Source organism: Jeotgalibacillus malaysiensis (assembly GCF_044789845.1).
In the GTDB taxonomy this organism is placed as follows: domain Bacteria; phylum Bacillota; class Bacilli; order Bacillales; family Jeotgalibacillaceae; genus Jeotgalibacillus; species Jeotgalibacillus malaysiensis_A.
Genome location: NZ_CP085252.1, coordinates 1,795,833 through 1,814,571 on the forward strand (window position 1 = coordinate 1,795,833; position 18,739 = coordinate 1,814,571).

The window sequence follows — 18,739 nt, forward strand, 5'->3', positions numbered from 1 at the left end:
AACGAGGTATAGGTCATACATCTAAAAGGCTTTTTTAAACGAAAAAAACCGCTCTCTGTTAAGAGAACGGTTTTATATCAACAATTACAGTTTTACAACGTTAGCTGCTTGTGGTCCGCGGTTACCTTCAACCACTTCGAATTCTACCTGCTGGCCTTCGTCAAGAGACTTGAAGCCTTCGCCTGTGATAGCTGAGAAGTGTACGAATACGTCGTTTTCTCCTTCAACTTCGATAAATCCGAAACCTTTTTCTGCGTTAAACCATTTTACTGTACCAGTTTTCATAATGAAAAACCTCCAAAAAATAAATTGACAATATGCAAACTTACCGAAATAGAAAAATTCACATATTACAAAAAGTACCGTGCTTTCCGATCACTCTTTGTAATATGTGAATCTTGTCATGCAGGTATCCTTGCTTATTGACTTGTTACTCTTATTATACAGCGTTTAGAGGGAATGTCAAATTAATTAATCAATTTTTGTTAAAATTTATTTAATGTGCAGCCGGTGCTTCTCTGCAAGTTCAGGTGGTGCCATCTTAACTGCAAGCTGCAGCATAAATGTCGTAAAGGCAATATCATCAGTAATGCCCACTAAAAACAGATAATCCGGAATAATATCCGCAGGCATTACTGCATATGCCACAATTAGTCCGGCGGTAACCAGTTTTTTAAGCGGGTGAACAGAGGATGAGATAAAGAAATCCTTTATAAATGGAAGTGAGCTCCTGAAATGAAAAACAAATTGTACTCTTTTTAGAAATTTCATTAAATCAATCCTTCGCTTATATATTTTGTTAGCATAATACATCCTCGTAGGTTATGATAATGTCATTATACATACAGATGGAGGGAAAAGTATTGAGTGAATTAGCAAAGTCAAAATGGTTTCGTTTTGGTTTTGGCTTGATTACCATTTTAATTATTATTTATTTACTATCATTAGTAGAGTTTATTTTTACCCCAATCGTTATTATCGTAACAACGCTGTTTGCGCCAATTGCGATCGCAGGTGTACTGTACTATTTATTAAGGCCGATTGTCAATTTTGCTGCAAAATACTTACCCCGGGGCATCTCAATTTTATTGATCTATCTTGCGGGTATCGGGTTGATTGTCGGATTGTTCTTCCTGATCGGGCCTCCACTTTCAAGACAGTTCAACTCACTGGTGGATAATATCCCTTCCATCTTTAATGAACTGTCAGCAATGACCATGAACCTCGTTCAGTCTGATTGGTTTAAAAATCTGCAGGAACAGCAGGATTTTTCCATTCAGGATATAACTGACCGCGTAGCAAGCACGCTCCAGGGCTCACTTGACTCGATTGGATCAAACCTGATGTCGATCATCGGTGTCATTACCAACATTGCAATTGTACTTGTAACGATTCCGTTCGTCCTTTTTTATATGTTAAAAGACGGTCAGAAGCTACCGGAAAGATTTCTTCGCTTTACACCTGAAGAATTTCGCCCTGAAGGAAGAAAAGTACTGCAGGATATGGATATCGCACTGAGCTCATACATTCAGGGGCAATTGATCGTCAGCTTTTGTGTTGGAGTACTGCTTTATATCGGCTACCTGATTATAGGACTTGAATACACAATCGTCCTTGCATTGGTTGCCATGTTTACCAACGTGATCCCGTTTGTTGGTCCTTTTATCGGTACAATTCCTGCAGTGATCGTAGGATTTATCGACTCACCACTTACGGCTTTATTAGTCATTGTTGTAGTGATTGCCGCGCAGCAGATTGAAAGTAACCTGATCTCACCTCAGGTAATGGGTAAAAAACTGCAGGTTCACCCGTTAACAATTATCTTTCTGCTCTTGGTAGCGGGAAGCTTCGGCGGACTTTTAGGATTAATTATGGCTGTGCCAACATATGCTGTAGGTAAAGCAATTGTTGTAAATGCATATAGGTTTATCACAATTAGAAAACGCTATGATGATCAGCGGATTAAAAAGAGTAAAATGGTATAAAAAAAGAGGCCTTTATCAGGCCTCTTTTTTGATGGTAAAAATCTTTTCAAAAAACTGCTTTTCTGTATCTGTCATTTTTTCTCTAATAAACGGCTCATGCTCTGAAAAAAGGATATATCCGTGAAAGACCTGTAAATCTTCATCACAGTCATCACAAAAGAGATATTCATCTTTATTCCAGAACGCAGCCTGAGTGCCCCTTTTTACACGTACATGCTCGTAATTAACGAGATTTTCATGCATTTTCTCTTTGTAATAGTTAAATGCTTCTTGCTTTGTGTCAAATGTCCATTCGCTCACAATGTCAGACTCCCAGCCTTCAAGAAACCACCAGGGTTCTGCATCACTTTTTAATTGTACAATCCTCCACAAAAGCAGCACCGCCCTTCTTTCTTGTGCTGCCTTAAGTGTACTGAACCTTGAAAAGAAATGAAACGTATTTGCTCACTGGTTATACGTTGACAGCCTGCATATCCGCTGCCTGAGTGTTTTCCTGTTCAATCAGTGGATCAATAATCCGTAACACTAATGGATACTGTTCAGCATCCTGATTCAACTTATAAAGAATTCTCTTACCATGTCTCTGCTCCGTAATGAGCTTTGCAGTTTTAAGTTTTTTGATGTGCTGGCTGACAAGAGGCTGGCTAATACCAAACAATTGTACAAACTCAGACACCGTCCACTCTTCTTTTGCCATTTTCTTCGCCATGATTAACCTTGTACGATCCCCGAATAAACGATAAATATCAGCTAACTCGTGTGAGTAATCCACTTCTTGACTCATCATCTGCCCCTCGCTTCCAAAAAAATAAACCAAATGGCTCATATATAGTACCTTCGTATTATATTATAACCGGATTAAATTAAAAAAACTACACTTCTTGGAATTTATTTCGTTTTAAATAGTCTTTAAGTCTATCGGAGAATTCATCAATTGCATTGCTTGCTTCCTTTTACTGAATGATAGACAATATAAATAAGCATATTTGAAACTTGGAGCAGGGTATAACCGTATAAGATACTATAAGTCCTAATAAGGAGAAGATGGATATGAAACAAATATTAAATTTTCTGACCCGTCTTGGCATTTCACTGCCGATTGCCAGTATTACCTGGATCACGGCCATTTTTCTGATGAATGTGTCATTTTGGCCTTCGCTTGCAGCAGGGATCATCGGAGGCATTATTCCATTTTATTCAATCAAATGGTTTCAAAAGCGTTCTCTTTTAAAATCATATGGATTAACAAAAAGAGAATACGAATATATTCACTCAAATTTGAGAGAAGCACAGAAAAAAATATCCCGCCTTCAGGGAAAGCAGTTTCAAATCCGCTCTATCTCAGCAATGAGACAGCTGAATGATATGATTAAGTTCTCAAGAAGAATTTTTACGATTGTTAAAAAAGACCCTAAACGGTTTTATACTTCAGAGCGGTTCTTTTTTTATCATTTAGACAGCGCGGTTGAATTAACGGAAAAATATACGATGCTTGTCACACAGCCGGTAAAGAATAAAGAAGTGCTTGTATCACTTGAAGATACCAGACAAACGCTCCATGAATTAAATCGCTCCCTTGAAGAGGATTTAATGAAAGTACTGTCGAATGATCTTGATACATTACGAATTGAACTCGATATGGCGAAAAATACAATAGAGCATAAATAGCAGGAGGTTGTATTGATGGAAGAAAAACAACAGTTCAAAGTAGAAGAAAGATCATCTAAGCTTGATGATCTGCTGGCAAACCCTTTTGGTGAAAATGAAATGACAGCTGCAGATACTCAATCAGGACAACCCGCTCCTAAAAGATTGGCAGATGTATTGTCTGAAGAAGACCGAAAACAGGCTGAAACGCTTTCCCGGCAGATTGATCCTGCCGATCATCAGTCTATTTTGCAGTACGGTACAGCTGCACAATCCAAGCTGTCTAATTTCTCTCATGCAATGCTTGATCACGTTCAGAGAAAAGACGTTGGTCCGATCGGGGACATTTTAAAAGAATTGATGAACAGACTTGAACAAATTGATCCGGACGAGCTTTCTGATCAAAAGAAAAACGTAATCTCAAAACTATTCAGCCGGGTTAATCGGTCAGTCAATGAAATTCTGTCCAAATACCAAAAGGTTGGCGCCCAGGTTGACAGAATCAGTGTAAGGCTCGATCATTCAAAAAAGTCACTTCTTGATGATATTCAGATGCTTGACCAGCTTTACAATGAAAATAAAGAATATTTTCAGGCGCTCAATATTTATATTGCAGCAGCTGAACTGAAGCGTGAAGATCTTGAACTGAATGTGATCCCTGCACTGCGTACAAAAGCAGAAAAAAGCAGTGATCAAATGGCCTATCAGGAAGTAAACGATATGATGCAGTTTTTAGACAGACTTGATAAGCGGATACATGACCTGCAGTTAAGCAGACAAATTACAATACAAAGCGCACCACAGATCAGATTGATTCAAAATATCAATCAGGCGCTTGCTGAGAAAATCCAGGCTTCAATACTGACAGCTATTCCGCTTTGGAAAAATCAGATTGCGATTGCCCTCACTCTTTTCAGACAGCAGCGGGCAGTTGAAGCTCAAAAGCAGGTTACTAAAACAACAAATGAATTATTACTGAAAAACTCAGAGATGCTGAAAACAAACAGTATTGAAACTGCTAAGGAAAATGAAAGAGGCATTGTAGATATTGAAACACTGAAAACAACGCAGTCTAATCTTGTTTCCACATTGGAAGAAACGCTGCGTATTCAGGAAGAAGGCCGTCAGAAACGCAGACAGGCTGAAGGGGAAATTCAGGCAATGGAAGCTGAATTGAAACAGCAGCTGTTACAACTGAAGAATAATCGCTCATAACGAAAAAACCGCTGTGTCAGGTATACACAGCGGTTTTATATTTTCTTCAGCCAGTCAGTTGTTTTTCTTTTAGCATTTTTCCATTGATTCCTGTTTACCTTTTCGTTGTGACGGCTGTATTCTTCCAGTCGGGCTAAATGATTTGTATTCATGTTCGTTCATCTCCTCTTCTTTTGATACTTTAATTGTAGTCAAAAAAAGAAGTTCAGAAACGGATACACAGCATGATTTTAACTCCGTCCAGGGGATGAAATCTCTCTCAGTCCTATATACTCTTATAAAGAAGTCTTTTCAATAACGGAAACAATACATCCGGCAGTTCATCAATATTCTGGACAAATAAGCTGAAGCGTCCATATATATTCTGAATGACTTCCTTTTGGCTCTCAGGGATTTCTGAGGTGGATAAAAACACGTTCATCACTTCAATGCCGCGTTTTCTGGCCGCAAGCACTGCATCATGTGTGTCCACAATACCATTTTGCTCGTAGTCGGCTGCAGCTGGCTCGCCATCGGAGAATACGAGGAGAAATTTCTGTTTTTCTGTTCTTTTCTCAAGCCGCTCAGTCATGTGTCTGATGGCATATCCGTCACGGTTATCTTCTTCCGGCTCGAGCTGCATAATGGCAGCTCCGTCCTGATAAATACTGTTGTTAAAAGAGATAACGGTTTTAAAATGATTTGGCTGCCCTTTTTGCCCCGCTTCCTGTGCATTTTCCCAAAACCCTGTAATCTCATGTGCTACCTGCACTGACTTCAATGCCTCATGAAATAAAACAAGTCCTTTTTTTGTTTCATCCATCTTATCAAACATGGATGCGGAGCAATCAAGCAATAATTCAAATGCTGCATCAATTTTTGGAGACTCTTCATCCTTTTTATAAAACACCCTCGGCTTTTCATCAGTAAAGTAAGGCATCAGATTCTTGCTGAGCCGTCCCTTTACAAGTTGCGTGCGCGGGCTTGTCTTTTTATGATCAAGCGTCTTTTCAATTACTTTTTTGAGTTTCTTTTGATAGAGCGAAATATCTTTTTTGTACTGTTCATAAAGTGTTTTCTCATGATTTTTTACTCGCTCCGGCAATTCGAATATAGGAAAAGCATGTTCATTTTCTTTTCCGTACTTTGAACCGCCTGTTTCTGCATCTTCTGATTTTCGATCCACATCATTTTGATCAAAATCCTGACGTCTGGATTGTTTTGAATTGCCCTGTACGCTTGCAAGTGCCTGCTCCTGATCATCGCCTTCTCTTGCAGCTTCAGTATTAATAGACGTTTTGGTACCGGCTTCTAAGTCAAATTGCAGGAACGATTCCCCTTTTTCCTCTGACTCCCTGTGCCATGCTTTAAATTCTTCATCTTCAACCTCTTCATCACCGCTGGGCTCTTCTTTTTCTGTATCATTATTAATTAATTCATCTTTTCTTTTTAAATCATCAAATGTTAAGCCGTCTGCCCAGTGCTGAATCGTTTTCTCAGGAAGGTGAAAATATTCATTTAGCATATCCTTTTTCAATAGCTCATCCACTACTTCACAGAGTGTTGTGCAAATCTTTACAGAATCCGCTGTTGTTTTTGTTTCATGCACTTTTTCAATCTGCTGAGTAATAAACGGCTTGGCCTGATTCAGGTCTGCTTGTATATACGGCCACTCATCGATCGGAGATTCAGCAAAAACCTGCAAATAGATCAGGTTGAAAAAAGCATCCGTCGTGATACCCTTCACCTGATGAACATTTAACTGAGATTCGAAATATTTGCCATAGACTGCGCGTCTTGTAGCAAAAGCATTTTTAGTACCCGGTCTTTTTCTCTTTGTGATTTCTTCTAATCTGGCATCCTCGATCAGCATGAAGAGCTGTTTTGCAAAAGAAGGATGTTCAAGCGTATGGGTATACTTTAAAAAATTCTTTATCTCTTCCGGATCTGAATGCTTATAAGCACCTTCTGCCCTTAAAAAGACGTCTGTAATCAGTCCGTGCCATTCTTCAGTTTCTGAGCGATGATCCCAAAAGTGGCTGACAAACACCGTATGACGTGCGACGTCAATATAATTCATCGGACTGTACTCAACGTTCATCTCTTTTTCACGTGTGAGTGTTTTTGCCAGGTCAATTAACTGCATCAGGCGAAATGAATTGACCTGCTCATCGTTGAATTGAATAAACCGCTGCATCTGCTCACCTCATTCAAAGATTGTGTCAGCGATATTTTTAACTGCTGATTTTTCTCTTTCATCCTCAAGCTTATCAATGATTCCACGTTGGATTGCCCTTTTAGGCGGCATATAGATTGCAAGATCACACGTATCGAGAAGTGCTCTTATTGAAGCTGCTTCTTCAGAAACCTGTCCATTTTGAACCTGGGCAAATAAGTCAGCTGAAAGTTCAACAAACTGATCGATCATCCGTTCATCTACTAACTCGCTCTGGTCCACTAAAACAGATTTTAATGTTTCACCTTTTATGTAAGGCACATCTACAACGATAAATCTGTTTTTTAAAGCTTCGTTCAATGGTACTGTACCGATATACCCTTCATTAATTGCAGCAATGACTTTGAAACCTTCAGCTGCGGTGATGACTTCATTGGTAAAAGGATTTGTGATCGTTCGGCGGTAATCAAGCACACCATTGAGTATAGGCAGTGTTTCAGGCTTTGCCATATTAATCTCATCAATATATAAAATATGACCTTTTTTCATAGCCTGAATAACCGGTCCTTCAACAAACGTAATGGTAGATTTTCCGTCGATCTGTTCGATGGTTTTAAAGCCAAGCATAGCCTCAGCATCAAGGTCTACAGAGCAGTTGATACTGTACATGGGCTGATTAAACGTGTGACTGACACTTTCAGCGAGCTTTGTCTTACCGGAACCAGTTGGTCCCTTAAGTAAAATGTTTTTTCTGAGTGATAATCCAATTAAGACATCGTGAAAGATTGATGGATCCTCAGCAGTATATCCGCCGGATCCGATTCTGCCTTTTGGATCTATATCCCCTTTTGAGCTGTTTACAACTAAACCTCTAATTTTTTCAGGTAGTTTATCTACATTCATTTCAATCATCCTTTACTTGTACGTCAATGTCTCATTGTACCGTTCTTTTATTAAATTGATCAACTCATGAGGTTAGACAGCGCGTCTGATAATGGGTAAAATAGTGATTGGAGTGAAAGGAGTTATACATAAATGAACCAAATGAAAACTCGGTTTACCTTTATAGCAGAGCACCGTCTTTTTAACGCGGTGATTATCGGATTGATTTTAATAAATGCAGTACTGATTGGACTTGAGACCTATCCCTCATTATATAACAGCTATAGTGAATTCTTTATAGGTGCTGACAGGATTCTTTTATGGCTGTTCACGATTGAGATCATCATCAGGCTCATTGCAGCTTCCTCAATTAAACAATTCTTTAAAGAACCCTGGAATGTTTTTGACTTTATTATCGTGTTAAGTGGCCATTTAATTACAGGTGGACATTATGTGACTGTTTTACGTATTTTAAGAGTATTACGTGTACTGAGAACGATCTCTGTGATTCCATCGCTTAGAAAAATGGTCAATGCGCTGCTGATGACCATCCCTTCAATGGGGACGATCCTGCTGTTACTGGGTATATTCTTTTACATTTATGGTGTGATCGGTACAATGCTATATGCATCAATTGCACCTGAATATTTTGGAAGTCTTCATAGTTCACTTTTAACACTGTTTCAGGTTGTTACACTTGAGTCATGGGCAAGTGGTGTGATGAGGCCGATACTTGAAGAGGATCCGACTTCCTGGTGGTATTTTGTTACGTTTGTCTTGATCGGGACGTTTGTCATCTTTAACCTCTTTGTAGGGGTTGTTGTAAATAACGTTGAAGAGGCTGATAAAGAAAACAGACCTTCACCTGAGGAAGTGAAATTAGCTCAGGTTCAAAAAGAACTTGAAGAAATCAAAGCACTGCTAAAAACCAAAAAAGAGTAGGGGCAAGCAGCCCTTACTCTTTTTCGTATATATACAACCCTCTATCAAGCTTTCTTACTTCAGGAAACCTGCGCTGAATGGTATTCATAAAGGTTGTGATATTAGCCACTTTAAAGCCGGTTTCTTCCTCAACAAAGGATTGTATATCTGTCCCTTTCACCGGCTCAAGCTTTTTCTGAAGTATGCTCAGTGCTGCAGCATGCATCTTTTTGGATTTTCCAACATTAATCGTTTTGGGAGCAGCTTTTGACATTTGCTGGTCAGAGGATTCATCGAGCTCTCTCAGCCTCTGCATAATTTTATCACGTTCATGCCTGAATTCCTGGAGGATCCTGATTTCTGAATCCGCCAGTTGTTCAAGTCTTATTTTTAACGCTGTTCTTTCATCGAACATGTGTCAGATCCCCTTAGGCCTCTTCAAAGTAGTCTTTGTAAAACCCGCCTACTTTTCCAGTGTTGTCAACAATAAAAATAAATTCTTCTGTTTCATTTTTCACATCATATGTCTTACCAACTGTCAGAACGTTGTTAACAACATATTTTGCAGCGTTATCATGCACGCATTTTACCTGCTTAATTGTTTCACGGTTTTCCCAGTCTAAATGAATCATGGATATAACCCCTTTCAGTATTGTCTATCGTAAGTATATCGCTAAATCCGAGGATTGTTAAGAACTTCTGTTAACATGGCTGAAGCGCTCATTGGTATCGACCTGTCCAAATATTTTAGTGACAGGGTATCTCTCGCCCGCAAGCCAGTCCTTGAAGTTGATAATCAGCGGTACTGCATTCTCACCTGCACCGAATATTGCTTGCATATGAACCCGGATCATATACGACTGTATGAATTGTTCCTGACCAGCTGCCATAGTTCTTTTTAAAGATCCCGTAAGACGGATCATTAAAGCGGTAAAAGGCTTGAAGCGGACTGTCAGTTGTACTTGATTGATCGTAAATGTTTTGCAGCCTCGTTTTTGATTCTGTCAGCTGATAACGGTTTTCCGATAATTTTTCATCTGTCTCAAAGTGATTTGTGCACGCATAATCACTTGTCTGCTCTCTCACTGCTACTCCAAGTGCTGATGCCTCCACAATTGCCCGTTCTCCGGCTGCATCATACAGCGTATAATTAAATGCGTGTCTATGTGGAATGTCTTTAAGCATACGTACAGCTTCTTCCGTTGTAGCACAGCTGTCGAGTAAGAACCTTGCGATCACAGAACAGGTAAATCCTTCTCCCGGATTTTTGCGGTTTACAAAATGAAATCCTACACATAAACCTTTTTCATTCATACCATCTATTCGTCCAATCATTCTGCCTGCAACACCAATCGAGGCATAACCGTTTTCTGGCTGCCAGATCATCAGCCGTCCTTCATATGTCTTCGGATGATAATCATAATTCCTTGCAAAAAATCCACTTTTCATTAATACAGAACAGCCGGATTTCACCCAGTCCTGCTGCCAGCCTGAATATTCGTGAACAACTTCTTCAAATGCCCAGTCGAGTTTACTGCTTAACCCTTTCAGTTCATCCCACAACCCCGGCGCAAAGGATTTAATATGTTGTTCTGCTTTTTGAAGATTGATCTGATAAGCTTTTTTAGATTTCTCTCTTCTTTTTAAGTGAGTCTGATAAAGGGGGGTCTCACGGAACAGACTTCCCGCTGTCTGACCAAGCTGATAATAAGAGCCTTTCCCCTTGATTACATCTATATGAAACTTCTGCATAATAGATCATATCCTTTCAGGTCTATTATGTATGAGCAGCAGAAGTCTTTCCAGTCTGAATACACGAATATAACAATTAGATAACATATTGGAATAGCTGTTGAAGAGTCATGGGCATCATCGTATAATGACGTTAATGGAAAGTTTAGAATATTCCATTAACATAATCACTAAGGAGGTTCTATCCATTGAAAATCTTAAGTAATGAACAGCTGCTTTCTGCTTACAGGGATGCTGAGAAACATGGAGAACACGATACACAGGTGATTTTAAAGAAAGAAATTCAAAAAAGAGGCATACATGCCGGCAGACATCGTAAATAACGTTAAAAGAACACACAGTGAACGCTGCGTGTTCTTTTATGTTGAAATTACATGAGTTATAGAAAAAATGCCAGTTCTATTCGTTTATCGAATAGAACTGGCATTTTAAATTAACCTTCGAGCAGAAGATCTTCCGGATTTTCAAGAAGTTCTTTTACCATCTTCAGGAATCCAACTGCCTCTTTACCATCGATAATACGGTGGTCATAAGACATCGCAATATACATCATTGGACGGTTTTCGCTTCTTTCAGCATCAATGGCTACAGGGCGAAGCTGGATTGTATGCATACCCAGGATTCCAACCTGTGGACCGTTCAGGATTGGTGTTGACAGTAGTGAACCGAATACACCACCGTTTGTAATTGTAAATGATCCTCCCTGAAGATCGCTCAACTGAAGCTTTTTGTTTTTAGCTTTTTCAGCAAGGTTTACAATTTCCTGTTCGATCTCAGCAAAGTTTTTACGGTCACAGTCTCTGACAATCGGTACAACAAGGCCATCGTCAGTTGAAACTGCTACACCCACATCATAGTAATGCTTCAGGATGACTTCATCGCCGTCAATCTCAGCATTTACATATGGATATTTCTTAAGAGCTGCTACAACCGCTTTGGTGAAGAATGACATAAATCCAAGTCGCACATCATGCGTTTCATGGAACTTATCTTTTTTACGCTTTCTAAGGTCCATTACATGTGTCATGTCAATTTCATTAAATGTTGTCAGCATCGCTGCAGTTTGCTGTACTTCAACCAGGCGGTTAGCGATCGTCTGACGGCGTCGGGACATTTTTTCTCGTGTAACCGGTTTGCCATCATCCTTTTTCGCTGCAGGCTTCTCCTGTTTTTTAGGAGCTGCTTCCTGTTTTTTCTCCTGTTGAGATGATCCGTGTGCTTCTACGTCCTGCTTTCTCACACGGCCCATTGGATCCTGTGTTGAAATTGCAGAGAGATCAATTCCTTTTTCTCTTGCAAGCTTACGTGCAGCAGGTGATGCAATTGTCCGTTCTTTTTTCTCAGAAGGCTCCTGCTTTTCAGAAGGCTGATCAGAAGTTTTTTCTTCAGATTCTTCATCTTTTTTCACTTCTTCAGCCTCAGCGGATTTTTCTTCTGTCTGATCTTCAGAAGAACTGCTGCCACCACCTTCACCGGCTTCTACAATTGCGATGACCTGACCCACTTCCACTGTATCGCCTTCTTCAGCTTTCAGCTCTTTGATCACGCCTGCTTCTTCTGAAATGACTTCAACATTTACTTTATCTGTTTCAAGTTCTACGATATATTCGCCTTTTTCTACTTCGTCACCAGGCTGTTTTAGCCATTGAGCGATGGTACCTTCTGTAATTGATTCTGCTAATTCTGGAACTTTAATTTCTGCCACTGTGTCTTCCTCCTCTATTCTTACCCTTTAACGACTGAATTTTCTAGAATACGCTGCTGTTCTTTTTTGTGTACTGTCGGGTCGCCCTCAGCCGGACTGCTTCGACGGCGTCTGCCAATATAAGATACTTCAGATCCCTCTGGTGAAAGCTTTTTGAGGCGTGGCTCTACAAAAGTCCATGCACCCATATTCTTTGGTTCTTCCTGTACCCAGACAATTTCTTTTAAGTTCTTATAACGGCTGAAAACTTCTTTTAGCTGTTCCATTGGGAATGGATAGAGTTCTTCAACACGAATCAGATGTAGCCAGTCGTTATTTTCTTCTTTTTCAGCTCTTTCAATCAGATCAATACCCACTTTACCTGATGAGAGAACAATTCTTTCAACAGCATCCTCATTCTTTCCAAATGAAGGGTGTTCAAGAATCGGTGAGAATCCGCCTTCTGCCAGTTCATCTACGCTGCGTGATACAACCGGATGTCTAAGCAGGCTTTTTGGTGTCATGATGACTAGCGGGCGAACTTCCTCTTTTTTCAGAATCGCTGCCTGTCTTCTTAAGATGTGGAAGTACTGAGCTGAGCTCGTCAGGTTCGCGACCGTCCAGTTATTCTCAGCTGCAAGTGTCAGGAATCTTTCCATTCTGCCTGAGGAGTGTTCCGGCCCCTGGCCTTCATACCCATGTGGAAGCAGCATAACAAGTCCAGATTTTTGTCCCCATTTTGCCCGGCTTGATGAAACAAACTGATCAAACATAACCTGTGCCATATTAGCAAAGTCTCCGTATTGCGCTTCCCATAAAACGAGTGTCTCTTTTGAGAATACGTTATAGCCATATTCAAAGCCGACTACAGCCGCTTCAGTCAGTGGGCTATTGTAAACGCAGAATGAAGCATTCGCATCTGAAATATGATGAAGAGGTGTATACTCCTCACCTGACTTCTCGTCATGCAATACAAGGTGTCTATGGGCAAATGTTCCACGTTGTGAATCCTGTCCGCTTAAACGGATCGGTGTTCCATCCTGAATAATACTGCCGAACGCCAATGTCTCAGCATGTGCCCAGTCAACCTTCCCATCTTTTTCAAAAGGATCATTTCTTCTCTGAAGAATCTTTTCAAGCTTTTTAAACACATTAAAACTTTCAGGGAAGTTCAATAAATCCTCATTCAGTTTTTTCAGTCTGTCATATCCTACTGAAGTGGAGATGTCATATAACATCGACTGTACATCCTCAGGCGGATTCATATCAGTATCCGGATCTTTTTCGGATTTTGGAACTGTATCATAAGCTTTTTGAAGTCTGGACGTATTTTCTTCAATCAGTTGATCTGCTTCATCACCGGACAGTGTCTCGTTTGAAATCAGCTGATCCTGATAAAGTTTTCGAACGTTATCATGCTTTTTAATATAGTTATATAAATCTGGGTTTGTCACCATCGGCTCATCCATTTCGTTATGACCAAAACGTCTGTAACCAATGAGGTCAATGACAAAATCTTTACCGAATTCAGCTCTATATTCACTTGCCATTATAGCAGCTGCAAGACATGCTTCAGGATCATCTGCATTGACATGCAGAATCGGAACTTCAAATCCTTTAGCTGTGTCAGATGCATACTTAGTAGAGCGTGAATCAAATGATTCAGTCGTAAATCCGATCATATTGTTTGCAATAATATGAATCGATCCGCCTGTATGATAGCCTCTCAGCTGACTCATATTCAATGTCTCAGCAACAACTCCCTGACCCGGGAATGCAGCATCACCGTGAATCATGATCGCTAATGAGGAAGCTTTTTCAAGTTCAGGAATACCAGCGCTTGTTCTTGTCTCCTGAGCTGCTCTTGTGTAACCGGCCACAATCGGGCTGACTACTTCAAGGTGACTCGGGTTATTTGCAAGAGTGACACGTGTTTTTGCTTCATCTTTACTGACATTACGATCTGCCCCGAGGTGATACTTCACATCGCCGGTCCAGCCATATGTAATACCGGTTGAACCCTCTGAAGGAATCAGGTCTTTACTTGGAGCATGCTGGAACTCAGCAAAAATCATTTCATAAGGCTTTTCAAGAACGTGTGCAAGAACATTCAGACGTCCACGGTGTGCCATTCCGATATTAATGGATGATGCACCCTTTTCAACGGTCGATTGAATAATTTCGTCAAGCAGAGGAACCATGGTGTCTAGGCCTTCAATTGAAAAACGTTTTTGTCCGACAAATGTTTTATGGACAAAATTTTCAAACCCTTCAACCTGTATCAGGCGCTTTAAGATGCTCTTTTTCTTTTCATCTTCAATTTTGGCATCAAGTGAACCTGATTCAATATAATTCTTCAGCCATTTCTTTTCTTTTCTGTCGTGGACATGTGAATATTCAAATGCGATTGTTTTTGTATACATCTTTCGCAGATATTCAATGGCCTCATATCCATTTGTTACTTCATCAGTCGAGTTTTCAATCAGAATATCCACTGGAATTTTTTCCAAATCTTCTTTTGTCAGATTGTAAGTTTCCAGTTCAATTCTCTCGGTGTCTTTTTCTTTATCATGAAGCGGATTAATATCAGCTGCAAGATGCCCGTATGAGCGGATTCCTTCAGCCAGCTGAACTGCAGCAATCACTTTGCTGTAGTCAGTCCCTTCAATCGCTACTTCTGTCTGCTTTGACTTCTCTTTGTACGGAGAGCCATTTTCTTTGAAAAACTGCTGTAATTCCTCATCAACAAGTGATGGATCTTCCTGATAAAGATCGTACATCTCCATCATGTAGCCCAGGTTAGGCCCGGAAAAAGTTAACGATGATGGATCCTGTTGCTCCGACTGTTTTCTCATTTTGAAAACCTCCAACGTATTGGACAAATCACCTTAAATATCATAAGGGAATTTGCTATGTAAATATACTAATAATAGAGAGCTAAAACGCTTACAGAGCCATTTTATCACTGTAAAGGAACGAGATAAAGCGTTTCGATCGATTTTTTCAAAATTTTATAAGATAAAATAATGAATGGTTCATCACCATAACCTGTGGGAAGAGCCCATATTTAGCACAAATTAACAGCTATAAATAGAAAGAAAACGAAAACTCCTGTATCGTAATTGTTGACGAGACAAACCACGAGAGGAGCTTTCGTTTTGTGTACTCATCTTAACAAACCTCATGATTTTTTACCAATTCATTTTTCTGTTTTTCCTACTGTTCAACCGAATGTGGTGCGGGTAGAGACGTCTCCACAAAGTATTTTATGTCCAGAATGTCATGGTCCAACCCATCGTCACGGTCTGCTTCCACGGATGGTTCGCCATAGTTATTCCTTTCATGCAGGTGTGATCTGGCTTTCGATTGACGTATTAAGACTGCGCTGTCCTGACTGCGAATTGACATTCACACATGACTTTGAACTGGGATTACAGAGAAAGAGCACTTTTTTCTTCCGAAAAAGTATCGTAGATCGGTGCCATGGGCGTCCGCTGAGTCAGGGGGCAAAAGAATATGACATTGCCTATACCACACTTGAGCGCTGGTATTATCTTATGACGGCAGAGGATGTAAAAGCTCGTATTCGCTCAGCTAAGCGAATCTGCGTTGATGAATTCGCCCTGCGCAAAGGGCATTACTATGCGATTGCCGCCCTTGATGCGGATACGGGACAAGTACTCTATATTGAAACAGGACGAAATAAAGAAACGGTTGAATCAGTCTTGAATGCGATCGGGCAAAAAGCGCAAACCGTCATTACTGATACGGCAGCCTTTATGGCGAAAGCCATTCAAACGGTCTTGCCGGAAGCTGAACATGTGTTAGATCGTTTTCATCTGATTCAGTTTTGTACCGAAGCACTTCGCAGAAGAAGAAAATATCTGATTGAAGCCAAGTCTCATTTTAAATCCCGTTTTATCGATCGGTGCCTATCCATTCCGCCGGAAGATTTAACGGAGGAAGAACAGGGTTTTGTCAGGGAGTGGCTGGAAGAAGACTGGCATACAAAGACGCTCTACTACTTTCTCCAACACGTTCGTTTTGTCCTGAAATCCAATCAATTCATTCAGGCAAAAAGAAGATTTGATGAGTTGATTCATCGCTTTCGCTTTCACAGTTGCGGTGCAGTTGCCAAAATCATCAAAACATATACACAGCGATATGAAGCTTTTTTAGACACAATTATTTCTCCTTATTCAAACGGAATTATGGAGGGAACAAACAACAAAATTAAACTGATTAAACGCCGCGGTTATGGGTATCGCAATGAGCAAAACCTGTTTCATCGCATTTGTTTAGAAACAGGTTCCCACGGTTTTTGGTGATGAACCTAATGAATAGAAATTCAATATCGAACCGCTTTCATCTCTATTTTGCTGATTTTATATAAATGGAGATCACAGTGTGCCCCGGCTGACTTTGTATATGAATCTTTGCGCTATACAAGTCAAGCAGCCTTTTTGCAATGGATAATCCAAGCCCGTTTCCACCCATTTCTCTGCTTCTGGACTTTTCAATCCGGTAGAAACGGTCGAAAATTAACGGCATATTTTCCTCAGCTATTCCTTCACCAAAATCCTCCACCTTAACTTCATAAGTGGATTCTTTATTTTTTCCTGATATCTTCACTTTCTGATCATCTGGTGAATATTTAATTGCATTTTCAATCAATATAATCAGAATTTGTTCAAGATGATCTGCCGCTATTTGTGCATAACCTACTTCAGCTTTAATTTCGAAAGAACGTTTACTATATACGGACTGCATTTTCTGAACAGTGTTCAGCAGAACCTTTTTGCAATCTGCAGGCTGAACATCACCTGGATGCATGTCACGGTCTGCTCTAGATAACATCAGCAGATCTGACACAAGTTTTTTCATCCTGTTAATTTCCTCCAAGGAAATAGCCAGGGATTCTTCTAATACTTCAGGATCTTTTTTACCCCACCGTTGGATCAGGTTCAGATGACCTTCAATAATCTGAAGAGGAGTCCTCATCTCATGGGAGGCATCTTCTGTAAATTGCTTTTGTTTTGCGAAGTTTTTCTCTAATTCAGTCATCAGGTCATTAAAAATGTCAATTAATCCTCCTACCTCGTCCTGATGGTCAGGCTCGGGAAGCTGATGCTGAAAACCCTCCTGCTGTGTCTTTTTCATCGTTTTTCCTAGCTGAATCACCGGCTTAATAAATGTGCCGGATAAGATGTAAGCAGCATAGGAGCTGAATATCAATGCAGCGATTAACAGGATCAGCGAAAGGAATATCATATAATTCAGCTGAGCAGTGTAAGCACTCAAAGGATGAATAATTTCAACATAGCCGTTGAAACCGTTTGAATTAACCGGGGTGCGGCCTACAAGAACGGATGTGCCATTCACCCGGGTTCTTTCAATTTCCGTTTCTTCAACCCTTTTGAACGGGACCGAAAAATCACTTTGAGTCCGCTGGATCTGATAGATTTTATAACCATCGTCATTATAAAAATGAATGATCTGTCCTCTTTCATAGATCTGTTCTGCAAGTTCTCTTCCTTCGTTAATATCATTAATGGTGACGAGCGGGTTACGACTTTCATAAAAATCTTCAAGGTCAGATAATACGTCATTAAGTGTATTTCTTTCTTCCTGCATCATCCATTGGCTCATCGCAACAATCAGAATAAAACTGAATGCTGTAAAAGCTAAAAAGATTGTAGCAGAAGCAGACAGCATCCACTTCCACCTAATTGATAATGCATTCCATTTGTTTTTTAGATGATTCATGATCTGATCACATACCCTGTCCCACGCACGGTTTCAATATAAGCTGATGGATTGCCTTGATCAATTTTATTTCGTAAATGTCTGATATAAACGTCAACAACGTTTGTCTCAGCATCAGCATCATAACCCCATACCTTTTCAATTATACGGTCCCGTGTAAGGACGATATCTTTGTTCTCAAGGAGCATTCTTAATAAATCAAATTCTTTTTTCGTTAAGAGAATTTCTGCTCCGTTTTTCTCTACCTTATACGATTTAGTGTTTAAAGTGAGATCTTTATGTGTTAGTGTCTCCTGTGCAACTTTACCTGTTCTTCTCATTAATGCACGCATTCTTGCAAGCAATTCTTCAATCGCAAATGGCTTAACAATATAATCATCTGCTCCGCTGTCGAGACCCGATACACGGTCCATAACACCATCTTTAGCAGTAATCATGATAATTGGTATATTCTTAGACTGACGAATTCTTCTACATATTTCCATGCCGCTGAGAGAGGGAAGCATTAAATCAAGTAAAATCAGATTAAAAGGTTCACTTAATGCTCTGTTCAGTCCATCTCTGCCGTCAATTTCGGTTACAACCTCATATCCCTCATATTTCAGCTCAAGCTCAATAAATCTGGCAAGGTTTTTCTCATCTTCTATAACTAGTATTCGATTTTCCATATGGCAGCCACCTTTACGGAGTAGATATATTCCATTCTATAACAAAAACCGGTTTCCTCACAGG

19 protein-coding genes are annotated in these 18,739 nt (G+C 40.0%); 6 read left to right on the forward strand and 13 right to left on the reverse strand.

Translation table 11 applies throughout. The features are described from left to right. Positions 1 to 84: 84 nt before the first annotated feature. On the reverse strand, positions 85 to 285 hold the full coding sequence (locus tag LG330_RS09685) for a cold-shock protein (RefSeq protein ID WP_039809180.1): 201 nt from the start codon (positions 283 to 285) through the stop codon (positions 85 to 87). Positions 286 to 492: 207 nt separating this feature from the next. Continuing rightward, a complete protein-coding gene (locus tag LG330_RS09690) occupies positions 493 to 771 on the reverse strand; it encodes a YkvA family protein (protein ID WP_404403294.1) in 279 nt (92 codons plus the stop codon). A gap of 92 nt (positions 772 to 863) precedes the next feature. On the opposite strand from LG330_RS09690, the gene LG330_RS09695 reads away from it, so the two are divergent. Continuing rightward, positions 864 to 1,985 (forward strand): AI-2E family transporter, encoded by a 1,122-nt coding sequence (locus LG330_RS09695; protein ID WP_404403296.1) that lies wholly within the window; start codon positions 864 to 866, stop codon positions 1,983 to 1,985. Positions 1,986 to 2,000: 15 nt separating this feature from the next. Here LG330_RS09695 and LG330_RS09700 read toward each other — a convergent pair whose 3' ends face one another. Both LG330_RS09700 and LG330_RS09705 read right to left on the reverse strand, forming a co-directional pair. After that, the gene (locus LG330_RS09700) at positions 2,001 to 2,357 is read right to left on the reverse strand and encodes a DUF1033 family protein (RefSeq protein WP_404403298.1); all 357 of its coding nucleotides are present in this window, start codon (positions 2,355 to 2,357) and stop codon (positions 2,001 to 2,003) included. Between the two features lie 79 nt (positions 2,358 to 2,436). Then, positions 2,437 to 2,769 (reverse strand): ArsR/SmtB family transcription factor, encoded by a 333-nt coding sequence (locus tag LG330_RS09705; protein WP_404403300.1) that lies wholly within the window; start codon positions 2,767 to 2,769, stop codon positions 2,437 to 2,439. Positions 2,770 to 3,035: 266 nt separating this feature from the next. Here LG330_RS09705 and LG330_RS09710 point away from each other — a divergent pair, with 266 nt between their 5' ends. Together LG330_RS09710 and LG330_RS09715 are read left to right on the forward strand one after the other, a co-directional pair. Next, complete coding sequence (locus tag LG330_RS09710) at positions 3,036 to 3,653, forward strand: 5-bromo-4-chloroindolyl phosphate hydrolysis family protein (RefSeq protein WP_404403302.1); 618 nt, start codon at positions 3,036 to 3,038, stop codon at positions 3,651 to 3,653. Between the two features lie 15 nt (positions 3,654 to 3,668). Continuing rightward, positions 3,669 to 4,847, forward strand: coding sequence for a toxic anion resistance protein (locus LG330_RS09715; protein ID WP_404403304.1), 1,179 nt, complete (start codon positions 3,669 to 3,671; stop codon positions 4,845 to 4,847). A 265-nt stretch (positions 4,848 to 5,112) separates the two neighbouring features. Here LG330_RS09715 and LG330_RS09720 read toward each other — a convergent pair whose 3' ends face one another. Continuing rightward, positions 5,113 to 7,023 (reverse strand): vWA domain-containing protein, encoded by a 1,911-nt coding sequence (locus LG330_RS09720; RefSeq protein ID WP_404403306.1) that lies wholly within the window; start codon positions 7,021 to 7,023, stop codon positions 5,113 to 5,115. Between the two features lie 9 nt (positions 7,024 to 7,032). Beyond that, on the reverse strand, positions 7,033 to 7,905 hold the full coding sequence (locus tag LG330_RS09725; protein WP_404403308.1) for an AAA family ATPase: 873 nt from the start codon (positions 7,903 to 7,905) through the stop codon (positions 7,033 to 7,035). 132 nt (positions 7,906 to 8,037) lie between these two features. Between LG330_RS09725 and LG330_RS09730 the strand changes: the two genes are divergently transcribed. Next, a complete protein-coding gene (locus tag LG330_RS09730; RefSeq protein ID WP_404403310.1) occupies positions 8,038 to 8,826 on the forward strand; it encodes an ion transporter in 789 nt (262 codons plus the stop codon). 13 nt (positions 8,827 to 8,839) lie between these two features. Here the strand turns inward: LG330_RS09730 and LG330_RS09735 are convergent, their stop codons facing one another. The 3 genes from LG330_RS09735 to LG330_RS09745 form a co-directional block, all read right to left on the reverse strand. After that, entirely contained in the window at positions 8,840 to 9,220 is a 381-nt protein-coding gene (locus tag LG330_RS09735) for a hypothetical protein (RefSeq protein WP_404403312.1), read from the reverse strand. Between the two features lie 13 nt (positions 9,221 to 9,233). After that, complete coding sequence (locus LG330_RS09740; RefSeq protein WP_039809200.1) at positions 9,234 to 9,437, reverse strand: DUF6501 family protein; 204 nt, start codon at positions 9,435 to 9,437, stop codon at positions 9,234 to 9,236. 181 nt (positions 9,438 to 9,618) lie between these two features. Then, positions 9,619 to 10,557 carry a C45 family autoproteolytic acyltransferase/hydolase gene (locus tag LG330_RS09745; RefSeq protein ID WP_404403314.1) on the reverse strand — a complete coding sequence of 313 codons (939 nt, stop codon included), beginning with the start codon at positions 10,555 to 10,557 and terminating at the stop codon, positions 9,619 to 9,621. 188 nt (positions 10,558 to 10,745) lie between these two features. On the opposite strand from LG330_RS09745, the gene LG330_RS09750 reads away from it, so the two are divergent. After that, a complete protein-coding gene (locus tag LG330_RS09750; RefSeq protein WP_152614714.1) occupies positions 10,746 to 10,880 on the forward strand; it encodes a sporulation histidine kinase inhibitor Sda in 135 nt (44 codons plus the stop codon). Positions 10,881 to 10,990: 110 nt separating this feature from the next. Here the strand turns inward: LG330_RS09750 and odhB are convergent, their stop codons facing one another. Together odhB and LG330_RS09760 are read right to left on the reverse strand one after the other, a co-directional pair. Further along, positions 10,991 to 12,262 (reverse strand): 2-oxoglutarate dehydrogenase complex dihydrolipoyllysine-residue succinyltransferase, encoded by a 1,272-nt coding sequence (gene odhB / locus LG330_RS09755; protein ID WP_404403317.1) that lies wholly within the window; start codon positions 12,260 to 12,262, stop codon positions 10,991 to 10,993. Between the two features lie 20 nt (positions 12,263 to 12,282). Beyond that, on the reverse strand, positions 12,283 to 15,096 hold the full coding sequence (locus LG330_RS09760; RefSeq protein WP_404403319.1) for a 2-oxoglutarate dehydrogenase E1 component: 2,814 nt from the start codon (positions 15,094 to 15,096) through the stop codon (positions 12,283 to 12,285). Between the two features lie 303 nt (positions 15,097 to 15,399). Here LG330_RS09760 and LG330_RS09765 point away from each other — a divergent pair, with 303 nt between their 5' ends. Continuing rightward, on the forward strand, positions 15,400 to 16,569 hold the full coding sequence (locus LG330_RS09765) for an ISL3 family transposase (protein ID WP_404403321.1): 1,170 nt from the start codon (positions 15,400 to 15,402) through the stop codon (positions 16,567 to 16,569). Positions 16,570 to 16,612: 43 nt separating this feature from the next. Here LG330_RS09765 and LG330_RS09770 read toward each other — a convergent pair whose 3' ends face one another. Both LG330_RS09770 and LG330_RS09775 read right to left on the reverse strand, forming a co-directional pair. After that, complete coding sequence (locus LG330_RS09770; protein WP_404403323.1) at positions 16,613 to 18,007, reverse strand: ATP-binding protein; 1,395 nt, start codon at positions 18,005 to 18,007, stop codon at positions 16,613 to 16,615. After that, a complete protein-coding gene (locus tag LG330_RS09775) occupies positions 18,004 to 18,675 on the reverse strand; it encodes a response regulator transcription factor (RefSeq protein WP_404403325.1) in 672 nt (223 codons plus the stop codon). The genes LG330_RS09770 and LG330_RS09775 overlap by 4 nt, the downstream gene beginning before the upstream one ends. Between the last annotated feature and the right edge of the window lie 64 nt (positions 18,676 to 18,739).